General features: G+C 45.4%; 25 protein-coding genes and 1 other annotated feature. Of the genes, 4 read left to right on the top strand and 21 right to left on the bottom strand.

Translation table 11 applies throughout. The features are described from left to right. The first annotated feature begins 300 nt into the window (after positions 1–300). Positions 301–1,824, top strand: a complete 1,524-nt coding sequence (locus tag AC3E8G_RS03015) for an ATP-binding cassette domain-containing protein (RefSeq protein ID WP_490676994.1) — start codon at positions 301–303, stop codon at positions 1,822–1,824. Positions 1,825–2,110: 286 nt separating this feature from the next. Here AC3E8G_RS03015 and proC read toward each other — a convergent pair whose 3' ends face one another. The 12 genes from proC to AC3E8G_RS02955 form a co-directional block, all read right to left on the bottom strand. Beyond that, positions 2,111–2,926: a pyrroline-5-carboxylate reductase gene (gene proC, locus AC3E8G_RS03010; protein WP_490676993.1), complete on the bottom strand. Its 816-nt coding sequence runs from the start codon at positions 2,924–2,926 to the stop codon at positions 2,111–2,113. Between the two features lie 3 nt (positions 2,927–2,929). Next, the gene (locus AC3E8G_RS03005; RefSeq protein ID WP_490676992.1) at positions 2,930–4,174 is read right to left on the bottom strand and encodes a glutamate-5-semialdehyde dehydrogenase; all 1,245 of its coding nucleotides are present in this window, start codon (positions 4,172–4,174) and stop codon (positions 2,930–2,932) included. A gap of 12 nt (positions 4,175–4,186) precedes the next feature. Beyond that, positions 4,187–5,296, bottom strand: coding sequence for a glutamate 5-kinase (gene proB / locus AC3E8G_RS03000; protein WP_490676991.1), 1,110 nt, complete (start codon positions 5,294–5,296; stop codon positions 4,187–4,189). A gap of 146 nt (positions 5,297–5,442) precedes the next feature. Further along, complete coding sequence (locus tag AC3E8G_RS02995) at positions 5,443–6,333, bottom strand: RluA family pseudouridine synthase (protein WP_490676990.1); 891 nt, start codon at positions 6,331–6,333, stop codon at positions 5,443–5,445. Then, entirely contained in the window at positions 6,323–6,784 is a 462-nt protein-coding gene (gene lspA, locus AC3E8G_RS02990; RefSeq protein WP_048716749.1) for a signal peptidase II, read from the bottom strand. Before lspA ends, AC3E8G_RS02995 begins: the two co-directional genes overlap by 11 nt. 3 nt (positions 6,785–6,787) lie before the next feature. After that, on the bottom strand, positions 6,788–7,690 hold the full coding sequence (locus AC3E8G_RS02985) for a LysR family transcriptional regulator (protein WP_048690250.1): 903 nt from the start codon (positions 7,688–7,690) through the stop codon (positions 6,788–6,790). A 448-nt stretch (positions 7,691–8,138) separates the two neighbouring features. Next, entirely contained in the window at positions 8,139–8,432 is a 294-nt protein-coding gene (gene rpmA, locus AC3E8G_RS02980) for a 50S ribosomal protein L27 (RefSeq protein ID WP_003002805.1), read from the bottom strand. A 16-nt stretch (positions 8,433–8,448) separates the two neighbouring features. Beyond that, on the bottom strand, positions 8,449–8,793 hold the full coding sequence (locus AC3E8G_RS02975) for a ribosomal-processing cysteine protease Prp (protein WP_006596492.1): 345 nt from the start codon (positions 8,791–8,793) through the stop codon (positions 8,449–8,451). Between the two features lie 15 nt (positions 8,794–8,808). Beyond that, on the bottom strand, positions 8,809–9,123 hold the full coding sequence (gene rplU / locus AC3E8G_RS02970) for a 50S ribosomal protein L21 (protein WP_003007734.1): 315 nt from the start codon (positions 9,121–9,123) through the stop codon (positions 8,809–8,811). A 33-nt stretch (positions 9,124–9,156) separates the two neighbouring features. After that, positions 9,157–9,243, bottom strand: a sequence feature (ribosomal protein L21 leader region). 106 nt (positions 9,244–9,349) lie between these two features. After that, positions 9,350–9,949, bottom strand: a complete 600-nt coding sequence (locus AC3E8G_RS02965; protein WP_238656298.1) for a hypothetical protein — start codon at positions 9,947–9,949, stop codon at positions 9,350–9,352. Between the two features lie 74 nt (positions 9,950–10,023). After that, complete coding sequence (gene thiI, locus AC3E8G_RS02960; protein ID WP_490676989.1) at positions 10,024–11,244, bottom strand: tRNA uracil 4-sulfurtransferase ThiI; 1,221 nt, start codon at positions 11,242–11,244, stop codon at positions 10,024–10,026. Between the two features lie 21 nt (positions 11,245–11,265). After that, positions 11,266–12,408: a cysteine desulfurase family protein gene (locus AC3E8G_RS02955; protein ID WP_490676988.1), complete on the bottom strand. Its 1,143-nt coding sequence runs from the start codon at positions 12,406–12,408 to the stop codon at positions 11,266–11,268. Between the two features lie 238 nt (positions 12,409–12,646). On the opposite strand from AC3E8G_RS02955, the gene AC3E8G_RS02950 reads away from it, so the two are divergent. Together AC3E8G_RS02950 and AC3E8G_RS02945 are read left to right on the top strand one after the other, a co-directional pair. Then, complete coding sequence (locus AC3E8G_RS02950; RefSeq protein WP_490676987.1) at positions 12,647–13,210, top strand: hypothetical protein; 564 nt, start codon at positions 12,647–12,649, stop codon at positions 13,208–13,210. Between the two features lie 102 nt (positions 13,211–13,312). Continuing rightward, positions 13,313–13,711, top strand: a complete 399-nt coding sequence (locus tag AC3E8G_RS02945; RefSeq protein ID WP_490676986.1) for a DUF6556 family protein — start codon at positions 13,313–13,315, stop codon at positions 13,709–13,711. Between the two features lie 517 nt (positions 13,712–14,228). Here AC3E8G_RS02945 and rfbB read toward each other — a convergent pair. The 9 genes from rfbB to yghU form a co-directional block, all read right to left on the bottom strand. Further along, entirely contained in the window at positions 14,229–15,275 is a 1,047-nt protein-coding gene (rfbB, locus tag AC3E8G_RS02940; protein WP_006596502.1) for a dTDP-glucose 4,6-dehydratase, read from the bottom strand. 202 nt (positions 15,276–15,477) lie between these two features. Beyond that, entirely contained in the window at positions 15,478–16,071 is a 594-nt protein-coding gene (locus AC3E8G_RS02935; protein ID WP_490676985.1) for a dTDP-4-dehydrorhamnose 3,5-epimerase family protein, read from the bottom strand. Continuing rightward, positions 16,071–16,940, bottom strand: coding sequence for a glucose-1-phosphate thymidylyltransferase RfbA (gene rfbA, locus AC3E8G_RS02930; protein ID WP_154858332.1), 870 nt, complete (start codon positions 16,938–16,940; stop codon positions 16,071–16,073). Before rfbA ends, AC3E8G_RS02935 begins: the two co-directional genes overlap by 1 nt. 185 nt (positions 16,941–17,125) lie before the next feature. Beyond that, positions 17,126–17,560, bottom strand: a complete 435-nt coding sequence (locus AC3E8G_RS02925; RefSeq protein WP_490676984.1) for a hypothetical protein — start codon at positions 17,558–17,560, stop codon at positions 17,126–17,128. A gap of 117 nt (positions 17,561–17,677) precedes the next feature. Then, positions 17,678–18,502 (bottom strand): ZIP family metal transporter, encoded by an 825-nt coding sequence (locus AC3E8G_RS02920; RefSeq protein WP_490676983.1) that lies wholly within the window; start codon positions 18,500–18,502, stop codon positions 17,678–17,680. Between the two features lie 252 nt (positions 18,503–18,754). Then, positions 18,755–19,843, bottom strand: coding sequence for an NAD(P)/FAD-dependent oxidoreductase (locus tag AC3E8G_RS02915; protein WP_490676982.1), 1,089 nt, complete (start codon positions 19,841–19,843; stop codon positions 18,755–18,757). Positions 19,844–19,852: 9 nt separating this feature from the next. Further along, on the bottom strand, positions 19,853–20,650 hold the full coding sequence (locus AC3E8G_RS02910) for a Nif3-like dinuclear metal center hexameric protein (RefSeq protein WP_490676981.1): 798 nt from the start codon (positions 20,648–20,650) through the stop codon (positions 19,853–19,855). Further along, entirely contained in the window at positions 20,637–21,326 is a 690-nt protein-coding gene (locus AC3E8G_RS02905; protein ID WP_490676980.1) for a tRNA (adenine(22)-N(1))-methyltransferase, read from the bottom strand. The genes AC3E8G_RS02910 and AC3E8G_RS02905 overlap by 14 nt, the downstream gene beginning before the upstream one ends. Before the next feature lie 81 nt (positions 21,327–21,407). Continuing rightward, positions 21,408–22,199, bottom strand: a complete 792-nt coding sequence (yghU, locus tag AC3E8G_RS02900; protein WP_490676979.1) for a glutathione-dependent disulfide-bond oxidoreductase — start codon at positions 22,197–22,199, stop codon at positions 21,408–21,410. A 138-nt stretch (positions 22,200–22,337) separates the two neighbouring features. Between yghU and add the strand changes: the two genes are divergently transcribed. Then, positions 22,338–23,357 carry an adenosine deaminase gene (gene add, locus AC3E8G_RS02895; protein WP_490676978.1) on the top strand — a complete coding sequence of 340 codons (1,020 nt, stop codon included), beginning with the start codon at positions 22,338–22,340 and terminating at the stop codon, positions 23,355–23,357. Positions 23,358–23,378: the final 21 nt, after the last annotated feature.

The raw sequence follows: 23,378 nt of genomic DNA, 5'->3' as shown, positions 1-23,378 counted from the left end.
TTTCGCACCAAAGCCCGAGTAGAAAAGAGAGGGTAAAGCAAGGATTTCCTTGACAAGAAGGAATGAAAGGAATAGAATAAAGCTAATCACATTCGGAGGTAAGGAGATATGAACAACTAAGTTTCGTTAAATAAGATACTTTATTTAGTGGACTGCTTGTTCTATCTCTTTTTGTGTACCCTCTTGCCTATTCTCCAACTTCTTGTTGGCTATATTAGGTTTTTTTATGTTTGGGTTCCACTTGAATACAGCTCTACTAAATAGGTAGAGCTGTTTTTTGTCCCAGTAGAAAGGAATCTTATGCTAAAACTATCCCACCTCACCATCCGCCATACAAAAGATTTACGCGATTTGGTTCGCGATCTGTCCCTAACCATTCATGAAGGAGAAAAAGTTGCCATTATTGGCGAAGAAGGAAATGGAAAATCTTCCTTACTTCAAGTCCTTATGTCCCCAAAATCCCTACCAGATTATCTGACCATAGAAGGCGAAATCACTACTTCTTTTCATTCCTATGCCTATATTCCCCAGACTTTGCCGGAAGCATTGAAGGGAAAAACATTGGAAGAATATTTTTTTGGAGAAGACGAGCTAGACTATGCCACCCTCTACAGACTGGCTGATCAATTGCATTTCGATAGCGACCGCTTTGCGAGCGACCAAGCTATTGAAAGTCTATCTGGAGGAGAAGCCCTCAAAGTCCAACTGCTTCACGAACTTTGCCGTCCTCATGAAATACTATTTTTAGATGAACCTTCAAACGATCTGGATTTGGAAACCCTGGACTGGCTCCAGCAGATGATCCAAACAAGTCCCCAAACCATCCTATTTATTTCCCATCATGAAGATTTTTTGACGCAGACGGCGGATACCATTATTCATCTAAGACAGATCAAACACCGCAAGGAGGCTGAAACCATTGTGGAGCACCTAGGCTATCAAGACTACAGTAGCCAGAGGGAGCAACAATTCAAGCAACAGTCCCAGCAAGCTGCCAATGATCAACGAACCTACCGAAAAACAATGGAGAAGCATCGTCGCGTCCGTCAGCAAGTCGAAACTTCCTTACGAAACACTAAGGATAGCACCGCTGGACGTCTCCTGGCAAAGAAAATGAAGTCCCTTCTCTCACAAGAAAAGCGCTACGAGCGAGAATTCCAATCCATGACTTCCCAACCCTATGATGAGGAAGTCATCAATCTGCATTTCCCTCCCCTCACTCCCTTGTCTCCTCAAAAACGAGTCCTTCTCTTAGATCAGGAAGAGCTCGCAATTGGTGATCGGGTCCTAGTCAAGGACCTCTCCCTCACTCTTCAAGGGCAGGACAAAATAGGGATTATCGGTTCCAACGGTGTGGGGAAATCCACTTTCCTAAAAATGATATGGGACCTCTTACAAAAGAATGAGAGCATCCGCACTGCCTATATGCCACAAGATTACACTGAGCGCCTCCCTCTGACTCAGACACCCGTTCAATTTCTACAGCATTCAGGCGATCGCGAAGAAATCAACACCATTCAATTGCACTTAGCCTCCCTCAACTTTACCTATTCTGAAATGCACCATCCGATCTCTGAACTTTCTGGTGGCCAGCAAGGAAAACTCTTTCTCCTACAACTAGTCCTCACAAGTCCCCAGTTTCTACTCTTGGACGAACCTACCCGCAATTTTTCCCCCACTTCTCAACCAGAAATTCGACGCCTATTCGCAGACTACCCAGGTGGACTGGTCACTGTCTCTCACGACCGGACCTTCCTCAAAGAAGTCTGCCAAAAGATCTATCGTCTGACGGAAAATGGTTTGGTAGAAATAGAGTCGCTCTAACGTAAAAAAGATTGGCCAAAACCAATCTTAGAGAACGAAGAAAAAATGTTCTATTATACAAATCTAACAAATCAAGAATTATCCAAGCCTCTATTGAAACTTTTCCGCCGTGAGAAAAGTGCCTGAAACGTAATAGTTTCAGGCACTTGGAATTATTGAGACCTTAGGCTAAATAATTAGTCATGGAACTTCGAGGAAGTTCGCTGACGTCCGATCTCACCTAAGGAAAGTTTCTAAGAGGAATTTATTTTCAATTTGAAAGATTGGCCAAAACCAATCTTTTTTTCTATTTCTTCGCTTCCTCTTGTCCCATTTCTTGGGTGCGTTTGTAGGCTGCTTCCACTCCTGCAATAATGTCGCCCCGTAGGCCGACTTGCTCTAAACAGTTGACTCCTGCGATGGTAGAGCCACCTGGGCTACAAACTGCATCTCGCAAGCGGGCTGGGTGCTCGCCTGTCTCTAGGACCATTTGACTAGCGCCTTGGAAGGTCTGTGCAGCCATCTGCAAGGCTTGCTCTCGAGTAAGCCCTAAGCTTACTCCTGCATCTGCCATGGCTTCGATCATCTGATAGACAAAGGCTGGCCCACAGCCTGCGACAGCCGTTGCAGCATCCATTAATGTTTCCTCGATTTCGTAGAGAGCCCCTGCTCCTGCTAAGAGCTGGTTGACCTGGGCTACTTGCTGGTCTGTCACTGCTTGGGAGCGGGCCAGACTGATAACTCCTTGACCGATAGCTACAGGCGTATTAGGCATGATGCGAATGAGCCTCACTCGGTCATTTTTAACCACACCCGCCATTTTGTCCAGCTCCAAGCCTGCTGCCATGGACACCAGCAAGAGATTGGAGCGTTGAGACAGGACAGTTTGGTACTCTTCTAGGAGAGGACAGATTTGATAGGGTTTGACTCCTAGGAAGATGACCTCCGCCTCTTTAAAGGCCTGATCAAGATCAGACGCTGTTCCCCCATACTGGCTGATGAATTCTTCTACCTTTTGAGGGGAACGGTTGATCAAGAGCAGATCTTTCGCAGCCACTTCTTTTGCGACCGCTTTGGCCAGACTAGCTCCCATATTCCCAAGACCGATAAATGCTACTTTCATGTCTTACCTCACTTGACCGTTTCCAGTGACCAAATACTTATAGCTGGTCAGCTCACGCAAGCCCATGGGACCACGCGCATGCAACTTCTGGGTCGAGATCCCCATCTCACAGCCTAGGCCAAACTCTCCGCCATCTGTGAAGCGGGTCGAGGCATTAACGTAAACGGCTGCCGAGTCTACCTGGTTGCTGAAGACTTCAATGGCTCTTGGATCTTCAGAGACAATGGCATCTGAATGGTGGGTACTGTGGGCTTCAATATGAGCAATCGCCTCTTCTACAGAAGGGACCACCTTGACAGCCATGACATAATCCAAGAATTCCGTATCAAAGTCAGTCACAGAAGCTGGTGTCCCCGCAATGATTTGCTGGGCTTGAGCATCCAAGCGCATCTCCACTGGTGCCGGAGCCTCTTCTACCAAGACTTTCTTCACTAGTGGCAGAAAGTCACCAGCAATAGCTTCATGCACCAAGAGAACTTCCATGGCATTACAGACGGATGGTCGGCTGGTCTTGGCATTCTGGATGATATTGAGAGCCTTGTCTAAATCTGCCGCTTGATCGACATAGACGTGGACAATCCCTGTTCCTGTCTCAATCACAGGGACAATTGCTTGCTCTACAACTGCCTGTATCAAGCCAGCTCCCCCACGTGGAATGAGAAGGTCTAGATCCCCCTTGGCCTTCATCATGACCAGACTGCTCTCCCGACTGGTATCTTCGACCAACTGGAGGACAGCGGGATCAATGGTGGTTGCTTGCAAGCCTGTTTTTAAGGCGCTAACGATGGCATGGGCTGTCTGATAGGCATCCTTGCCACTGCGCAGAACAACAGCACTACCGCTTTTCAGGGCCAAGGCTGCTGCATCAGAGGTCACGTTTGGACGACTTTCATAGATAATCCCAATAACCCCCATGGCCACTCGTTTCTTCTGAATGACCAAACCGTTCTCCAGGGTCCGCTCCTCCAAGAGTTCTCCGACTGGATCGGGCAGGGCAGCCACTTGGAGAATCCCATCGGCCATGGCTTGAATCCGCTCTTCTGTCAAAAGTAAGCGATCCAGCATTACCTCCGAAATCCGGCCCTGAGCTGCTTCCATATCCAATTGATTAGCAGCCAAAATGTCAGCTGTGGCATCAACCAAGGCGTCGGCCATCGCTCTTAAGGCTTTATTTTTCTCATCACTTGTTGCAGTATTAATACTTTTTTTGGCCTGTTTAGCCAGGCGAATCTGATCGATCGTCTCCATCTATTCCTTCCTTTAAAATTCTGTAAATAAGAGTTCTACCTCAGGTGTGATGGTAATCCAATCATCCCGGTGAATGACGATACCTTTTGGCTTTTGCCCATGGAGCAAATCCTTAATGGCCGCAGCCCCTAAGCGGGTACGCCCTTTCCCAATGACCTGTCCAGTCTCTGCATCATGAACCGTGATAATATCGGAGAAAGAGAAGGCTCCCTCAACCTTTACCACACCAGACACAAGGATACTCTTGCCCTCTTCTTTAACGGCCTTAACCGCTCCTTGATCCAGCCATACAGACCCTTGACTAGGGGCATAGAAGGCCAGCCATTGTTTCTGATTGCGCAAAAACTTGGCCTGAGCTGTAAAATAGCTGCCATCCTGAGTCTTCTCTGCCGCTTCTAGAAGAGCGTCTTCTTTCAAGGACGAGCAAATGTAAACAGGAACTCCTGATTCTGTGGCAATGGTGGCTGCTTTAATTTTTGTCAGCATGCCTCCTGTCCCATTACTTGAGCCTGCTCCACCGGCCATCTCGATAATGTCCTTGCTGATTGAGTCAATCTGCTCCAAGCGTTTGGCAGTAGGATCCTTTTGGGGATGTCCCGTGTAGAGACCATCGACATCCGTCAGCAAGACCAAGAGATCTGCCTGGACCATAGCCGCCACTTGGGCACTTAGGGTATCGTTGTCTCCGACCTTGAGTTCTTCAATCGAAACTGTATCGTTCTCATTGATGATCGGAATGGCCCCTCTTTGCAAGAGGACAAAGAGAGCCTGGTGGGCATTTTTATAGCGGCGTTGATCGACAAAGTCGTCCTGGGTCAAGAGGACCTGGGCAGAGACGATGTCGCGTACCAGTAGATTAGAGGTATATTCTTCTAACAGCAGACCTTGGCCAACTGCTGCAGAAGCCTGCTTGTCTGCAATCTTGGTCGGGCGTTTCTTGAAGCCCAGTGCACCAAATCCAGCTGCGATCGCACCCGAAGATACCAAAATCAATTCATGCCCTTGCTCGTGTAAGAGAGCTAGTTGCTGGGTGATGGCCTTGACCTTGCTCCGAGACAAGCTTCCATCTTGATTGGTTAGGGAAGAGGTTCCCACTTTAAACACAATTCTCTTATTCTTCATCCATTCATTCTCCAGAGTATTCGATTGTAACATTATACCATGAAAGCCTTAAAAATTACTAAGAGCGGACCAGGGGAAACCCCCATTTGTCCACAAAAAAACGAGTTTGAACCTCAAGAGGTAAACTCGTTTTGATGATTGAATGCTTATCCTTGACGGAGCTGCTCCAAGGTTTTTTGAAAAATCTCCGGAACCTCCACTGAAAACTCCATGACTTCTCCCGTCCGTGGATGGGTAAAGCCCAGTGTCTTGGCATGGAGGAACTGGCCATGGCCTTTCAAAGTCTTGCGAGGCCCATAGACTTCATCACCAGCGACCGGATGGCCAATGTAGGCCATGTGAACCCGAATCTGGTGGGTCCGTCCTGTCTCCAATTGCAGCTCGACCAAGCTATAATCCCCGAAACGCTCCAAGACATGGAAACGGGTCAGAGCTGGTTTTCCTTTGGCTGTCACAGCCTGCTTCTTACGGTCCTTGTCACTCCGCCCAATCGGCGCCTCAATAACACCCCGATCGTTAGGAAGATTGCCGTGGACAATAGCCCAATACTTGCGCAGGGACTTCTTAGCCTTGAGCTCATCTGCCAAGGCTACATGGGCCACATCATTCTTGGCCACCATGAGAAGGCCAGAGGTGGACTTGTCAATCCGATGGACGATTCCTGGACGAAGCTCACCATTGATCCCTGACAAGTCCTTGATGTGATACATAAGGGCATTGACCAGGGTCCCACTGGTATGACCGGCACTTGGATGGACCACCATGCCCTGGGGCTTGTTGACCACTGCGACATCCGCATCTTGATAGACAATCTCTAAGGGAATATCTTCTGCCTCGTAGGTCACTTCTTCCACTTGAGGGACTTCATAGCTGATAACATCCCCTTCTTTTACAGTATACTTAGCCTTTTTGACTTGACCATTGACGAGGATCTTTCCTTCCTTGATCTGCTCATTGGCCAAGCCACGTGAGAGTTCAGTCAACTCTGAGACGGCCTTATCCAGTCGCGCTCCAGCGACTTCTACTCTAACTTCCATGGCTCTCCTCTCTCAAAAGATAAATCAGTAGCAGTCCCACCCCGATGGTTAAATAGATATCCGCTACATTGAAGATGGCAAAATTCATAAAATCCAAGTGGAACATATCGACGACAAAGCCCTGACGGAGCCGGTCAATAAAGTTGCCGATTCCCCCTGAAATAATCAAGGTCAATCCCAACAAGAGCCAAATGGAACCTTTGATATGACGATAGAGATAGACAAAGGCTGCCCCCATCGCAATCAGGGTAATGATGGTAAAGAACCACTGTTGGTTTTCCAACATGGAGAAGGCTGCTCCTGAGTTCTTTAGGTAGGTCAGACTGACTACTTTGGGGATAAAGCGACGCATACCCCCTAGCGGGATCTCCTTGACGACATACCCCTTCACCGCTTGATCCAGAAGGATCAAGAGGAGGATACTGATAAAAATACTTACTTTTCTCTTCATTGCCTACCTCTTCTCATCAAAGTAGGCTTCCATGACTTGGACAAACTTCTCAGCCACTGGTGAGAGATCTACCTCTTCCCGTTTGACATAGACCATTTTATTATTCAGATCATCGATCAAGGGGATAACCGTAATCCCATTCACCGACTGGCTATCCAAGAAGCCAGACCCAGTCGCATAGGCATCAGTCCGCTCTAAGATCCCATTCAGGGTTGCCCGGTCCGTCACATTGAAGAGCTGGGAACTGCTACTCGTATCGACAAAGTTCTCCGAATAGTAGAGATACTCATCCTTTTCCTGGGTAAAGCGAACAGTCGGTAGGTGTGCTAAGTCCTCCATCACTAAGGATTCTTTCTTGGCTAATGGATGGCCCTTACGCAAATAGATATGGGTCTGGAAAGGAATCAGGTCAACGACTTCCAAGCCCAATTTATCCACCCGTTGCATAATCCCTTTGGTATTTTGCTTATTGAGGTAGATAATCCCCAATTCACTATGACCCTGAGCCACTTCATCCAGGATTTGAACCGTGGTCGACTCAAAGATCCGGAAGTCTTTATTCTCAGGATAAAGGACTGAGAATTGGGTAATCAAAGGGGGAAGGAAATCATAGTGCTGACTCGAGATCGAGAATTCCTTCTTTTCTTCCTCAGGATTGGCATACTGGTTTTGAAAAACATCAAAGCCCTTGACCAATTCTTGGGCCTTTTCATAAAATTCCATCCCGCGGCGGGTCAAGAAAGTCCCTGAACTAGTCCGACGGAAAATCTTAAATCCCAGTTCCTTCTCCAAGTCTCTCACAGAGATAGACAGACTCGGCTGACTGACGTACATTTTTTCAGCTGCTTCACGAAAAGTACCACTATTGGCAATCGCGACAACATAGCGTAATTGTTGAATATTCATGTCTTCTTCCTTCTAACAATATCACTCCATTATATCATAATCTAGAGGATGAAAAAAGATGGGGGTATCAATCGAGAGAGATATACTAGGAGTTGAATTTTTACTCATAAATATTATAAGAAAAGTTTTAAGTATTAAATAATTTCTATTTGATTGAGTAATTCAAGCAAATTTTGAAACTTTCCGCTGTGAGAAAAGTGCTTGAAACAATCATGTTTCAAGCACTCGGGAGTTTTGAAACCTTAGGTTCAAAACTAAGTCATGGAACTTCTTCGATGTTCGCTGACGTCCGTACTCACCTAAGGAAAGTTTTAAAAATTTTTTCTGTGATCTAAATTTATGAAATATAGAAAGATTTATTAGTGTTCAGATAATCAACTAATAATTTGGACATAGCAAAAAAACTCCCTGATGAATCAGAGAGTTTTTAAATCCGTTTCTTCGCTTTTTATTTTGCGATTGGGTAAACAGAAACTTGTTTCTTATCGCGACCTTTGCGTTCGAAGCGTACTACGCCTTCAACTTTAGCGAACAAAGTATCGTCTCCACCACGTCCAACGTTCACACCTGGGTAGATGTGAGTACCGCGTTGACGGTAAAGGATAGATCCACCTGTTACAGTTTGTCCATCAGCTGCTTTAGCTCCAAGACGTTTAGCTTGTGAATCACGTCCGTTTGATGTAGAACCTCCACCTTTTTTGTGGGCGAAAAGTTGCAAGTTAGCAAGATTCAATTTCAACATAATTGTTTTCCTCCAGTTAGTTTTCTGTGATAACTCTTGTTTGGACGAACTCGGATGAGTTCTCCGATAAGTTTGCCATCCCTAAGAAAAATGATTCAAAGAATAGTTGGGTCATTTCTCTTTGATGAGGTGGAATGTCTGTCGGGATTGTGACCCGCATGAAGCCACCCTCTTCTTCGTTTAATTCTAGTTCCGGTTCATAGCCTGCAAATTTCTCAACAGAGTTGACAAAGTTAATGGCAAGCGTAGAAACCGATGCACACACGACATCTAAGCCGTATTCGCCACTTTCGGCGTGACCAGTAATTTCTGCACTCCTCAGCTCGCCATCTTCGGCTCGTTCAAAGACTGCTTGTATCATGTGTTCTCCTAAAAATTAAGCGTTGATTGCGTTGATGACAACTTTAGTGTAAGGTTGACGGTGACCTTGTTTACGGTGGCTACCTTTTTTAGGTTTGTACTTGTAAGTAACAACTTTCTTTTGTTTTCCTTGTTTTTCAACAGTTCCAACAACAGTAGCTCCTGAAACAAGTGGAGTTCCGACAACAGTGTTTTCACCACCAACAAGAACAACTTCGTTAAATGTAACTTCTTGACCAGCTTCAACGTTCAATTTTTCAACGTAGACTGCTTGACCAACTTCAACTTTAACTTGTTTTCCGCCAGTTTTAATGATTGCGTATGTGCTCATTATGCACCTCCTATGTATTTTTGGGTTTCCCCGTATTTTGTGAAGACTCGCCTAGCATCGTGGGACGAACCACTTAAGCTCAAAGGATGAGCAACGATGATCGAGCGGTTGCACAGGCATGTGCATAGTCAACTCTCTAAGTATAGCACTTCTACTAACCTTTGGCAAGTGATTTCATTTAATGAAAACGGATTTTCAAGTAAATAGCCTCATTCTTTACTTCCATTTATTTCAAATATACAATCTGCCCTTCTTGATTGACATGAACCTCAATAGCTATCGGAGGCTTCAAATGTTTTTTAGCTGATCTGGCAAGACTTTTATTACTATCTGAAACATTGACCTTTCGCTCTTTCCCATCAACCGTAATAGTGAAGGTAATTCGAGAATAGGTAGACTTGCTTCCTCCTGTCTCCGTATCAACACCAGTAACTAAAGCCGTTTTTAGCTCGGTTGTCTGATTAGTAAAATAATTGTAGCGCCAAACACCATTGGTCACACGATATCCTTCATAAGCAGGAAAGATAATAAATATAAGAAGAGAGCCAATTATTGTAGCAAAAATAGCTCTGCCCTTACTTTTATGGCTTTGACGTATGATTTCCCATTTATTTCTCATGGCCCTCTTGACAGAGCCAGCTTCCTTAATACTTAAATGAAATCCCCAAAATAAGAGAGCATACAAGCTCAGGAAAATCTGAAAATGAACTAAGAGACCAAGTAAATAAGTCCAACTGGGCATTCCAAACAGCAAAGCATTATCTTGTCCATCTTTCCAAGACAATGCTCCCATGAGCCCACTCAAAAAGGAATCCCATTCGTTCATAAATACCCCCTCTTATCTTCAGCATTAATGGATACAATTCCAGATTCTTTCAGTAAAAAGCTACTTCTAAACTCCTACAACAGCCCTTCAATCAGCTCGTCAACTTCATCAGTCTCTGCTTGTGGTCTGATCTCAGTAATCATGATGCCTGCTACCGCACGCTCAACTAAAGCTTCCACGTCCATGCGTTCCTCATACTTCTCCGCATTTTTGAGTTTTGGATTAGTCTTTGGACGATCCGGTGCAAAAATGGTACAGCAATCTTCGAAAGGCTGGATGGAGATTTCAAAGGTATCAATGGCTTGGGCGATATCGATAATCTCCAACTTGTCCATAGTCACCACTGGACGAATGACGGGCGTATTGGTCACGGCATTGATAGCCTGCATGCTCTCCAGTGTTTGGCTGGCAACCTGACCAAGACTTTCCCCATTGATGATGACCAAGCCACCACGGATTTGACGGATACGGTCTGTAATGCGCATCATAAAGCGACGGGTCAGAGTCATGAGATAAGCTTCCGGCGCCTTGGCTTTAATCTCTTCTTGAATCTCAGTAAAAGGCACCTCGATAAACTGGATATTGCCCCCAAACTTGGTCAATTTACGAGTTAAATCGTGGGCTTTTTTCAGCGCACCCGGGCTGGTATAAGGCGGGCTAGCAAAGTGAACCGCTTCAATGTCCACACCACGCTTCAAGGCTAGGTAACCCGCTACTGGAGAATCAATCCCACCAGATAGCATGAGCATGCCTTTACCAGACGTCCCAACTGGCAGACCACCTGCTCCCTTAATGGTTTCATAAGAGATATAGGCTGCTTCTTCCCGGATCTCTACTTGGAGGTTGATATCCGTTTTTTTCATTTGGGCTTGGATACTTGGGATCGCTTCAAAGACAGCGCCACCCAAGGTTTGGTTGAGCTCACAGCTATCCAACTCAAAAGAATGGTCACTTCGTCTGCTGGAAATCTTGAAGGTCATCCCTTCTTGGTAAATATCCTGCATGATTTCTTGAACGGCTGAAATCAAGGCTGGGACAGATTTTTCAATTTTGTAGACAGGTGAAAAGTTTTGAATACCGAAGACCTGTTTGAGGGATTCAGCTACCTGTTCATAATCCGTCCCATTTAGATAGGCATGGGCCCGGTCCCGATCGGCTGTCACTTTGACAGCTGGGTAAATGGACAAGACATCTGAGATATTATTGCGCAATTTATTAATGAAGCGCATCCGGTTCTTTCCTTTAGTAGAAAGCTCCCCATAGCGGATCATAATTTCTGAATAAGTTAATGGCATAGTAACTTCCTTTTCTTTTCCTTAACGCACCTTTCGCGTCTTTTCATAGATCAGTTTGAACTTGGTCAAAAATTGCTCGACCTGACTCATGTCATTTTCGAGATCGAGGCTAAGACGGACAGCTGTTTGCGCCAGAGCCTTATCGACTCCCATAGCGATCAGGGTTCCAGCTGGTTTGCCAGCCTTGGAAGAGCAGGCAGAGGTTGTCGAGATATAAATCTCATACTCTTCGAAAGCGTGGACGATGACTTCTCCTCGTACTCCCTTGATACCAAAAGTCAGGATATGGGGTGCAAAGCCCTCATCTCCTGAGAAGACAGTCACATCTGGATAGTTGGCTAATTCCTCACGAATAACTTCCTTCAACTGGTGACATTTCCGTTCAAAGTCCTCTTGACGCTCCATCGCCAAGCGCAAGGCCTTGGCAGTCGCTGCAATCCCAGCTAAGTTCTCCGTCGTCGAACGAAGGTCCTTTTCTTGTCCGCCACCTGTTAAGAGGGGACTAATCTTCTTCCCTTCTTTGAGATAGAGGAAACCAACCCCACGAAGTCCATGGAACTTATGACTGGAGAAGGTGGCTAGATCCACCCGTTCTGGTAGGTATAGAGCGTTTGAAACCTTAGCCAGCGCCTGAACCCCATCGACATGGAAGGTGATGGTCGGACGATCTGCTAACAGGTCTGCAATGGATTGAATAGGCTGGATAGAACCTACTTCGTTATTAACTGCCATGATCGAAACGAGGGTTGTATCCGGACGCAGGAGTTTTTCCAACTCTTCTACTTTGACAAAGCCACGCGCATCAACTGGAGCAATATCCACTTCAAATCCTTGACCTTGTAGCCAGAGGGCTGATTCTTTCACAGCCGGATGCTCAATAGCTGAGACAATGATATGCTTTCCATAAGGAGCTTTTTCAAAAGCAACTCCCTTGATCGCCCAGTTGTCTCCTTCAGTCCCACCTGAGGTGAAAAAGATTTCTTCTGCTTTCTTGCCTAGGAGGGAAGCAATCTGCTTACGAGATGCCTCCAAGATCCGAGTCGCTTGACTTCCCAGATTGTGCAAGCTAGATGGATTGCCCCAAATTTTGCTTGCCACTTCCGTGTAGGTAGCCAAGGCTTCTGGATAAGGTTTGGTTGTTGCTGAATTATCAAAGTAAATCATCTTCCACTCTCTCCTAGTCAATTTTCAATCATCTTATTGTAACATTTATAGGTTGGAGGGACAAGGATTTGGCAGGCTTCATTTTGTTCCTAGTTTCAGACAGAAAACTTGTAAATTTCTCAAAATAGCTTATGATGAAGATGGAGAGTTTTGTAAAACGCTTACAAGATCCCCTGTTGTTTTTTATGACCTACTCAAGTCCAGAACTGGAACTGATTGAAGTTACAAGGAGACAAGCATGAAACGACCGATCTATCTTTCCATTGCCCTAGCTGGAAGCCTTGCTCTCGGAGGACTACTCACTGTCCTACCACCACTTCCATTTGCCCTCCCTTCTACCCAACTAGCCTGTCACGGTAAAGGACAGTGTGACCTACAGCAGCCCTTGGAGAAGCCACCATACTTTAGGGAAGATGAAGGCAGCCTCCGCGAAATGAGCCTTATCCAACCAATCCCTGGTGAATCCGATAGCCACATCGAATTCAAATGCTTGGTCGAATACAATGGCTGGTTCCGTCGTATCATCCGTGTCAAAGATGTAAAAGTGATTTCAAAAACCAAGGAATTCAAGGGTAAGATTGACTACTCTATCTCGGATCCAAACAAGATAGAGATTCAGGCGAATGGCCAGTTTATCTCTCCTAATGACTCCTCTAGTTTTAGTAACCATGAAATCATCAGCCAGCCTAGTCAAACAAACCAAGCAATTTCCGTCTCTGAAAAAGGACAGGCAAACTTTGAAACGTCCTCTGAGGCAAGCGAGACTCAAAGCGTCCAGTTTGAAAGCAATTTGAAATTTTAAAAACCTCTTTCATTTCTTCTTAGACATTTTCATAAAAATAACGTATAATGACTAAAGTGTTCACATAAAAGAACCAAATATGAAATGTAGAGGAAAGAGATTATGTCACAATACTCACGAAAAGAAAAACACCAAGACAGCTACAGACCATCAAGAAGCGAAAAAGTGAAACAGAGCCTTTCTTTATTCCAGATGATTGTCGCAACGATTGCTAGTCTTCTCGGGATTATCGTTACTTCCTTTACTATATACAGTATCATGAAACCGACGACTAAGACAGAGGAGAAAAAAGATGGCTCCACTAGCGTTGTGGTTGTCCATGAAAAGGATGGATCTGCTACTGATTCAAGTGCTACGGGAACAGATACCAGTGCTAGCAGCAGCCAAGCATCGGAAGCAAGCTCTGAACAAACTGATTCATCACAGGTAGAAACCAGTGCCAGTGAAGCTCCTGCAGACACAACACCATCTGCTGCTGATACCGAATCATCTGCTAATTAATAAAAAGACCAGTTGGTCTTTTTATTATAGAAAAGAGTATTTTTTAAAAAAACTTTCCTTATGTGAGTACGGACGTCAGCGAACTTCGAAGAAGTTCCATGACCAATTAAGATACAAAGGGCGTCTGCGGATAAAGTCAAAATAGGAAGTTTGACGCAGAATCTTTAGATTATAGGAGAACTTATCTTTTTGACACAATCCGCAGCCTGTGTTCAATTCGTTTTGAACCCCCTCGCTCTTTAATTTCCGGGCTCAGGCTAAAACAGTTTCCCAAACTGTTTTACTCCCAAAACTCCCGAGTGCTTGAAACATTATTGTTTCAAGCACTTTTCTCACAGCGGAAAGTTTTATAACTACATAAATGAATCGAACCATTAGACATCACTTTTTTTTAAAAAATTAACTAGTTATTTTATGCAAAAAAAGTTTGTATGCATTCTAAAAAACAGTATAGTCTATTTTAAAAATATAGAAAAGCCTCTGCCGGCCAGAAATCCTGATTGACAGAGGCTAATTGTTATTTGAGAACTTCTTGTGTTTTCGCATAGTTGGCTTCGACAGCTTCTTTTTCAGCTTTCCACCAGTCTTGGTTGTCTGTGTACCACTTAATGGTTTCTTCCAAACCTGCTTCGAAGTTTGTGAATTGTGGTTCCCAACCTAATTCTTCACGCAATTTTGTTGAATCAATAGCGTAACGCAAATCGTGACCAGCACGGTCTGTTACACGGTCGTAAGCATCTTTTGGTTGTCCCATTTTTTCAAGGATCAGCTCAAGCACTTCCTTGTTATTCTTTTCACCATCAGCACCGATCAAGTAAGTTTCACCGATACGGCCCTTAGTGAGGATAGCCCAAACACCAGTTGAGTGATCGTTGGTGTGGATCCAGTCACGGACGTTCTTGCCTTCACCATAAAGTTTTGGTTTGATACCTGACAAGATGTTGGTGATTTGACGTGGGATGAACTTCTCGATGTGTTGGTATGGACCATAGTTGTTTGAACAGTTTGAAATGGTTGCCTTAACACCGAAGGAACGAACCCAAGCCTTCACGATCAAGTCTGAAGCAGCCTTGGTTGATGAGTATGGTGATGATGGGTTGTATTTAGTTTCTGCTGTGAATTTTTCACCAGGACCTTCCCCATGTCCAGGAAGATCTTCGCGCAATGGAAGGTCTCCATACACTTCGTCTGTTGATACGTGGTGGAAACGAATATCGTATTTACGCGCAGCTTCCAAGAGTGTGTAAGTACCAATGAAGTTTGTATGGATAAATGGTGATGGGTCATTCAATGAATTGTCATTGTGGCTTTCAGCCGCATAGTGGACGATCGCATCAGCCTTAGCAGCCAATTGGTCAACCAATGCTGCATCAGCAATATCACCCACAACCAATTCAACACGGTCCCCAAGGATTTCTTCAATGTTGGCACGGTTACCTGCGTAAGTGAGTTTGTCAAGGACAGTCACATGCACGTCTGGATGGTTGTTGTAAACATAGTGTACGAAGTTTGAACCGATGAAACCAGCGCCACCGGTTACGATGATGTTTTTGTATTCAGTCATTTTTTCTCCAAATAATTTTTAGTTTTGATTGTTCCTTTGGCTAGTGAGGGACGCCAGCAACCCTTCGGTTTCATGGCTAAATCCGGAGCCGAAGTCTCCGGATTTCCCTACAAGATTCCCTACGGCAATCTTGTTTCCACTAGGGCAGGAACAATCCTACCAGGCTCCTTGCAGTCGCAAAAATACTGTGCAAGGTTTATTTTTACAAATCTTCTGCTTTTAGGGGTTTGACGTCTTTGAGCAATGGGTGGTTCTTGTCTGCTTCTGAGACTTCTGCTTCTTCCAAGTTTTCCCATTGGATGTCTAGGCTTGGGTCTGCATAGTTGACAAAAGCATATTTTGGCTTGAGCTCCAATGCCCAGTAGTCATTGACCAAATAGCTGTAGGCTACTTTGTCAGACAAAACTTGGAAACCATTGGCTACGCCACGAGGAACAAAAATCCCTTTAGAGGCATCGATCACAGTTTGATAGGTGTTCCCAAATGTTTCACCTTCACGAAGGTCTACCCAAGTGCCAAGAACCTTTCCTTCATCTGCCACAGAAATGTACTTGTCCCAAGGTTCTGCATGCAGACCACGTAAAACATGCTTGCGTGAGAAAGAAACGTTGTTTTGCAACTTGCCTTCCGCAAAGAAGCTTTCAGGAAATCCAAGAGGAAGCATTTTTTCTTTTTGGAAGTTTTCCTTGAACCAGCCACGGTTGTCCCTATGGACTGGAATATCAAACTCCAACAAGCCTGGGATGGCTTCAATCTTGCGGGCTGCTAATTCTTTTCCGAAAAATTGTTCTGTCATTAAGCTTCTCCAATCAAACGGAGCAAGTATTGTCCGTATTCATTTTTCTTCAGCGGTTGCGCCAATTCATGAACTTGTTCTTTGGTGATATAACCCATGCGATAGGCGATTTCTTCAAGGTTGGCAACTTGGACGTTTTGCAAGCGTTGAACAGTCTCAATATATTGAGAAGCCTGCAAGAGACTTTCATGAGTTCCTGTATCCAACCAAGCAAAACCACGGCCCATGAGCTCAACAGAGAGATCTCCACGCTCCAAATAAGCCTTGTTGACATCTGTGATTTCAAGCTCGCCACGAGGACTTGGTTTGATGTTTTTAGCAATCTCTACGACATCATTGTCATAGAAGTAAAGTCCTGTCACCGCAAAGTTTGATTTTGGATGTTCTGGTTTTTCTTCGATAGAGATGGCATTCATATCATCATCAAACTCTACCACACCGAAGCGTTCTGGATCTTTGACTTGGTAACCAAAGACAGTCGCCCCTTTTTCTTTGGCTTCAGCCCGTTGCAACATCTTGGTTAGACCATTTCCGTGGAAGATATTATCTCCAAGAACGAGGGCAACATGATCGTCACCGATAAAATCTTCTCCAATGATAAAGGCTTGTGCCAAGCCATCTGGGCTTGGTTGCTCTGCATAAGAGAGGGAAATACCAAGTTCAGAACCATCTCCAAGAAGCTCTTCAAAACGAGGAAGATCCTGCGGAGTTGAGATAATCAAGATTTCTTTGATCCCTGCCAACATAAGAGTTGACAATGGGTAGTAAATCATTGGTTTGTCGTAAATGGGCATCAACTGTTTGGAAGCGGCACGAGTCAAAGGATACAAACGAGTACCCGAACCACCGGCTAAAATAATACCTTTCATAATGTTAGGCCTTTCTACGTATTCATTACCCCTATTTTATCATGTTTATATAAAAAAGTCACCTTGTTTCCATGCTACAAGGTGATGACAAGATATAGACGCTCTAGTCTTGTTAGCTATCTTCTTTCTCGCGGTTCAAATAGGACACCTGAACTAAGGCTCCCTGGCATCCATTTATACACTAATCACTGCTTCTCCTCTGAGCCGTCAGAATATCTTACTCTTACTCTTGATTTTGTCGTGCCTCTCCTAGAATCCATAAAACTCTGAAATTCCTCATCTTCATAATGATAGACCCCTATCTTAATTTTATTCGCATCTTTATCATAAGCCAATTCATGTTTCTTGCAAGTCCCGTCAACAAATGTGAGTTTCACTTCAGCTCCCCATGCGTCTGAAGGAATGGAGCTATAGGATGGATTTAGAATCTCAATCTCCTCAATACCCTTGTAAGAATTCTTCAAGGTCTTCACAAGGCTGACTTCATACTCTCTGTTGCGTTGCTTTTCCTCTAATTTTTTATTCACGTAAAACAAAGAAAACCCAATTGCAAAAAGGAGAGCCAAAGCGATGACACTCATCATCCTTTTGCTTTTCTTTATAAACTTGATTTTTACCATAAGACGATACTCCTTACTAATGAAGAACCCTTTGAGCTGTATCTGACTATTTTTTTCTCAAAGACAATAACAGCAATCAAAAAGAGAGCTTGTCCTGATGCTCTCATTTTCAGTTCCTTATCCCAAAGCGACGTCGAGGATCATCATAATGACAAATCCAACCATGAGACCGAGGGTCGCAACATCTGTGTTGCCGTTAGTCTGGGAATCTGGGATTAACTCTTCGACCACTACAAAGATCATCGCACCTGCCGCAAAGGAGAGGGCGTAAGGCAAGATGGCCGTCATAGATATGACCGCTACTGCACCTAGCAGAGCTCCGATGGGCTCGACGATGGCTGACATAGATCCCCAATAAAAGGCATTGAGACGGGATTTCCCATCCGTTCGAATCGGGATCGAGAGAGCAGCTCCTTCTGGGATATTCTGCAAACCAATCCCAATGGCCAGGCCAACCGCCCCGATAAAGGCTTCTGGACTAGGATTGCTAGCCAGAGCTCCAAAGGCAACCCCGACCGCCAAGCCTTCTGGAAAATTGTGGATAGTAATGGCGAGAAAGAGTAGGGTCGTTTTCGACAACTTCTTCTCCCGAGGTGTATGGATACTCTCAGCCTCCTCAATCTCCTTACTCATATGAAGGTGAGGGACGATGGCATCGATCAAGCGGAGGAAAAATCCTCCAGCTAAAAAACCGATCGCAGCCGGAAACCAAGCCAGGCTCCCATATGATTTTTCCGCATACTCAATAGACGGTTGCAGGAGCGACCAAAACGAGGCCGCAATCATGACCCCTGCCGCAAAACCCATCATGATGTCCAGTAATTTACGACTAATATGCTTGAAGAAAAAAACGATGGCTGACCCGATAATAGTACAGCCCCATGTAAACAATCCTGCGAGAAAGGCCTGTAAGACCACGGATTGTGATTGAAACCAATTCATAACAACTCCCATTTTCTTGTTGCTTCACTTGTTCTATTCTACTATTTTTATCCGAATGAAGAAAGGTCTTTCGAAAAAAAGAGAGTGGGACAGAAATCGGTAATTCGTTAGAATTCGATTTCGTCGTCCCACCTCCGCACAGTTGAGTAGGGCTGTAAAAGCTGATGAAATCAGCGTAGTAGAGCCCACTCAACCACTGCGTCTTGCTCGACAATCCAAAGAAAATTGAGAGGCTAGGACTTTTGTCCCATCCTACTTCTTCACATACTGTTCAACTGGATAATCTGCTGGATCTAAGCGCACCTTTCCTCCTACCACTAGTTGGGCCAGGTGCCACCCAATGAGGGGACCTGTTGTGAGGCCAGACGAACCAAGTCCACTAGCGACATAGAGGCCTGCTCGATCAGGAACAGCTCCCCAAAATGGTGAAAAATCACTGGTGTAGGCACGAGTTCCCACGCGCTCGCCGACGACTTCCGCTTGAGCTAGTTCTGGATAGTAGGCCAAGGATTCTGTTTCCATCTGATTGAGTAGAGCTTGATCCACCGTCAGGTCAAAGCCCATCTCATTTTCATGAGTGGCTCCCATACTGATCTTGCCCTTTTGGAAGGGAATGATATCCAGCTCTCCTTCCGGCATGACCACAGGATAGTCATCAGTATCTAGGTCTAGCTGATAATCCCTCAACTGTCCTTTTTGGGGACGGACATCGACTTGGTAACCAAGTGGCTCGAGGATTTGCCCCAACCAGGCTCCTGTTGCTAGGATAACTTGGTCATAGCTCTTTCCTGCTATCTGATAGCCATGATCCGAGACTGATAGAGCAACCTCTTCCTTGATCACTCGCGCCCCACTGGCTTTAAGAAGGGTTTCTGTCAGAAGGGCTCCTTCTACATGAGCACCACCTGATGCATAGAGCAGCCTTTCAAAACCTTGCAGCCCTGGGAATTGCTGAGCTACTTCTTCTTTTGTTAAGATCGCCAAGTCCCCGATCAAGGGAGATTCTTCCCGACGACTCAGTGACAACTGATAGAGTTCCTCTAATTTGTCCTCCTTTTTCTTGAGGAGATAGACACCGGTCTGCTGGTAAAAATCTGTATGAATACCGTCCTTGGCCAGGTCTTCTACCAATTCTTGGTAAAAATCAGCTCCCAGACGAGCCAGACGATACCAGGCCTTATTCCGCCGTTTGGAAAACCAAGGGCTAATAATGCCAGCAGCCGCCTTGGTCGCTTGGCCGACTCCATGATCATAGACGATCACATCCACCTGTGCTTTCTTGGATAAATAATAGGCTGCAGTCGATCCCACGATCCCTGCACCGATAATGGCAACTTTCATCTTGACCCCTTAGATATGGTAAAAAGGATTGGTGCTGGCTTGACTGCCAATCACTTCAATCTCCCAGGCTTCCTCAGCCTTCCACTGATTGAGCTTATCTACTAATTTTGACACAAAAAGAACCTCGATATGGTGTCCTGGATCCAAGGCCAAGAGGCCATCGCTCAGCATATCCTGAGCCGTGTGATAGTAGATATCTCCTGTGATATAGGCCTCAGCCCCCTTAGCAAGAGCATCCTTGTAAAAGGACTGGCCACTTCCTCCACAGATAGCGACACGCTCAATAACCCGATCCAGGTCAGTCTGGTCATAACTGACCAAGCGCAAAGCATCTAGTCCAAAAGTTTCTTTGACCTTTTCAGCCAACTGACCAAAGGTTTGGGCGGACACCTGACCGATGCGGCCGATTCCGATTCCTTCTCCCGTCATACTGAGGGGCTCTGTATTTTCAATGTCCAAGAGCTGGCAGAACCAATCGTTGAGACCATCTGGGACAATGTCAATATTGGTATGGCTGACATAGACTGCGATATCATGCTTGATCAGGTCAATATAGATCTGATTTTGAGCCCGATCGGCTACCAAATCCTTGATGGGACGGAAAATCGGCGCGTGCTTGACGATGATCAAGTCCACTCCATGAGCGATGGCTTCAGCCACCGTCTGCTCGCGGATATCTAAGGCAACCATGACCTTCTTGATGTCTTTTTGCAGGGTACCGACCTGTAGGCCACGGACATCTCCCTCCATGGAAAGCTCCTGAGGACAATAGGCTTCATAGCGTTTGATGACTTCACTTGCTAGCATTTAGGACCTCCTTGATTTGTGCGATGCGCTCTTCTAATGATGCTCTGGCAGATTGATTCTCAACTGGGACTTGCTCCAAGGCAAAGGCCAATTTCTCCACTTCCTTGGACCACTTTTGGACAAAGGCTGGAGCTTGTTCCTGCATCAAATAGGGACCAAAGCGTAATTCCTTGGCTGACAACTCTTGAGAACCCTGTTCCACCACGAGGATCTCATAGAACTTCTCATTTTCTTCCAAGATAGCTTCATCAACAATGCGGAAATCATGGTCTACTAACCAAGCCCGCAGTTCATCCTCTCGATTATTGGGCTGCAGGACCAAGCGAGAGACATTGGCTAATTTTTCAAGGCCTGCCGCTAGGATATCCGCAATCAAGCGTCCTCCCATACCTGCAATAGTGATACAAGAAATGCAGTCTACTGGTTCAAAGGCAGCCAAGCCATTGGCCAGGCGAACCTCAATCTTGTCCTCCAAGCCATTATCCGCTACATTTTGGAGGGCAGACTGATATGGTCCCTCAACCACTTCACCAGCAATGGCAGCCTCAATCTTGCCTACTTGTAAGAGGGCGATTGGCAGATAAGCATGGTCACTCCCCACGTCCAACAGACTCGCTCCAGCTGGGACGAAGCTAGCCACCAAGTCCAAGCGATTTGATAATTTCGTAAATTCCATGTGCTTCTTTCTATACTTTTATTCCATTCCTTAGTATACCATGTTTACACCATTAAAAAAAGGCGCAACGGCGCCCTTTTCTTACGGATTAATTTCCTTATAGTCCACTTCCAAGCCACGTTTTACAGCTGGGCGATTGGCGATTTTCTCTGTCCAGGCTTGCAAATGCTTGTATTCCTTCACATTTAGGAAAATTCCTGCACGGTCCCAGACCTTGTCTTGGGCTAGACGACCATACCAAGACCAGATGGCGATATCTGCAATGGTATAGTCATCCCCTGCGATATAAGGCTTACTTGCGAGCTCCTTATCAAGCAGATCCAATTGGCGTTTGGCTTCCATGGCAAAGCGATTGATGGCATACTCGATTTTCTCAGGCGCATAGTGGAAGAAATGACCAAAGCCTCCACCTAAGAAAGGTGCAGCCCCTGTCTGCCAGAAGAGCCAGTTGAGCACTTCTGTCCGTTTAGCAGGATCTGTAGGAAGCAATTGTCCAAATTTCTCTGCTAGATACAAGAGAATATTGGCTGATTCAAAGACCCGAATGGCTTCCTCTCCTGATTGATCCAACATAGCTGGAATTTTCGAGTTGGGATTGATGGCTACAAAGTCACTACCAAACTGTTCTCCCTCGCCAATCTTAATCCGATAAGCATCATAACCAGCTTCCACTCCAAGCTCTTTCAATTCTTCCAGCATAATGGTCACCTTAATCCCATTGGGTGTTGGAAGGGTATAGAGTTGGAAAGGCTGATCACCTTTTGGAAGAGTCTGTTCAAAGCGGGCACCTGCTGTTGGTTGGTTCAAGCCACCCCAGGCTCCTCCCATTTGGCTCGGTGCTTCCCATACTTCTGGTAATTGATAATCTGACATTTCTTTTCTCCTTTGTCTATGTTACTACTAGCATATCAAATCCCATCGCTAGTTTCAAAAATCTGCTACGCTGGCTTTACTTGACTTTTCTTGGCAAAATGATAGTATAGAAAAAATACATTTTGAAGGAGAAAAATCATGTCCACGATCGATTTTCATAGTTTGGCAAAGACAGAACTACACTGCCACTTAGACGGTTCCTTGTCTCTTCCGACCATTCGCCAATTGGCAGCCATGGCAACTATCGACCTGCCTGCTAGCGATGAAGAGCTCAAGCACCATGTCACCGCACCTGCCCACTGTGAGAATCTTTTGGACTATTTGGAGGCCTTTGACTACATTCGCCCTCTTCTTCAGACCAAGGAAGCCTTGACCCTTGCTGCTTACGATGTCGCTAAGCAAGCTGCTCTGGAGAATGTCCTCTATATCGAGGTTCGTTTTGCCCCAGAATTGTCCATGGACCAAGGACTTACCGTCCCAGAAATTATCGATGCTGTCTGCGATGGTCTACGCCAAGCCCAGGATGAATTTGGCATTGTCGCGAAAGCCTTAGTCTGTGGCATGCGCCAGTCCAATCAAGAGCTCACCTCTCGCATCCTTGCAGAAGCCAACCAGGTTAGGGATCAGGATTTTGTTGGCTTTGACTTTGCTGGCGATGAGCACCACTACCCACCACAAGCCATTGATGCCCTCATCCAACAAGTCAAATGTTACAACCGCCCCATGACCCTTCACGCAGGTGAGTGTCACTGCCCAGCCAATGTCGTTCAATCCATGGCCTATGGCATCAAACGAAATGGCCACGTGACCTTGCTAGCTGACGAACCAGAACTTCTAAAAGAGTTTGTAAAAAATGGGGTTACTGGTGAACTTTGCTTGACCAGTAACCTCCAAACCAAGGCTGCTGCCACTGTGGAAGAGTTCCCTTACCTCAAGATGAAGGAAGCTCAGGCCCATATCAGTATCAACACAGATAACCGAACCGTTTCTGATACAGATTTGACCAAGGAATATGAACTCTACCATCGCTACTTCCATACAACGCCAGCTGACTTTTACCAGCACAATGTCGATGCTATCCAAGCTTCCTTTGCTAGCGACAAGGAAAAACAAGAACTCCTGACCAAACTCGAAAAAGCCTACGCAGACTATTTATAAACGAAAAAAACTAGCACTTTA

The organism is Streptococcus sp. SCPM-O-B-15294 (M123), assembly GCF_058200455.1.
Note: the sequence above shows the minus strand (reverse complement) of the source record. Positions and strands in the feature narration are given on the sequence as shown.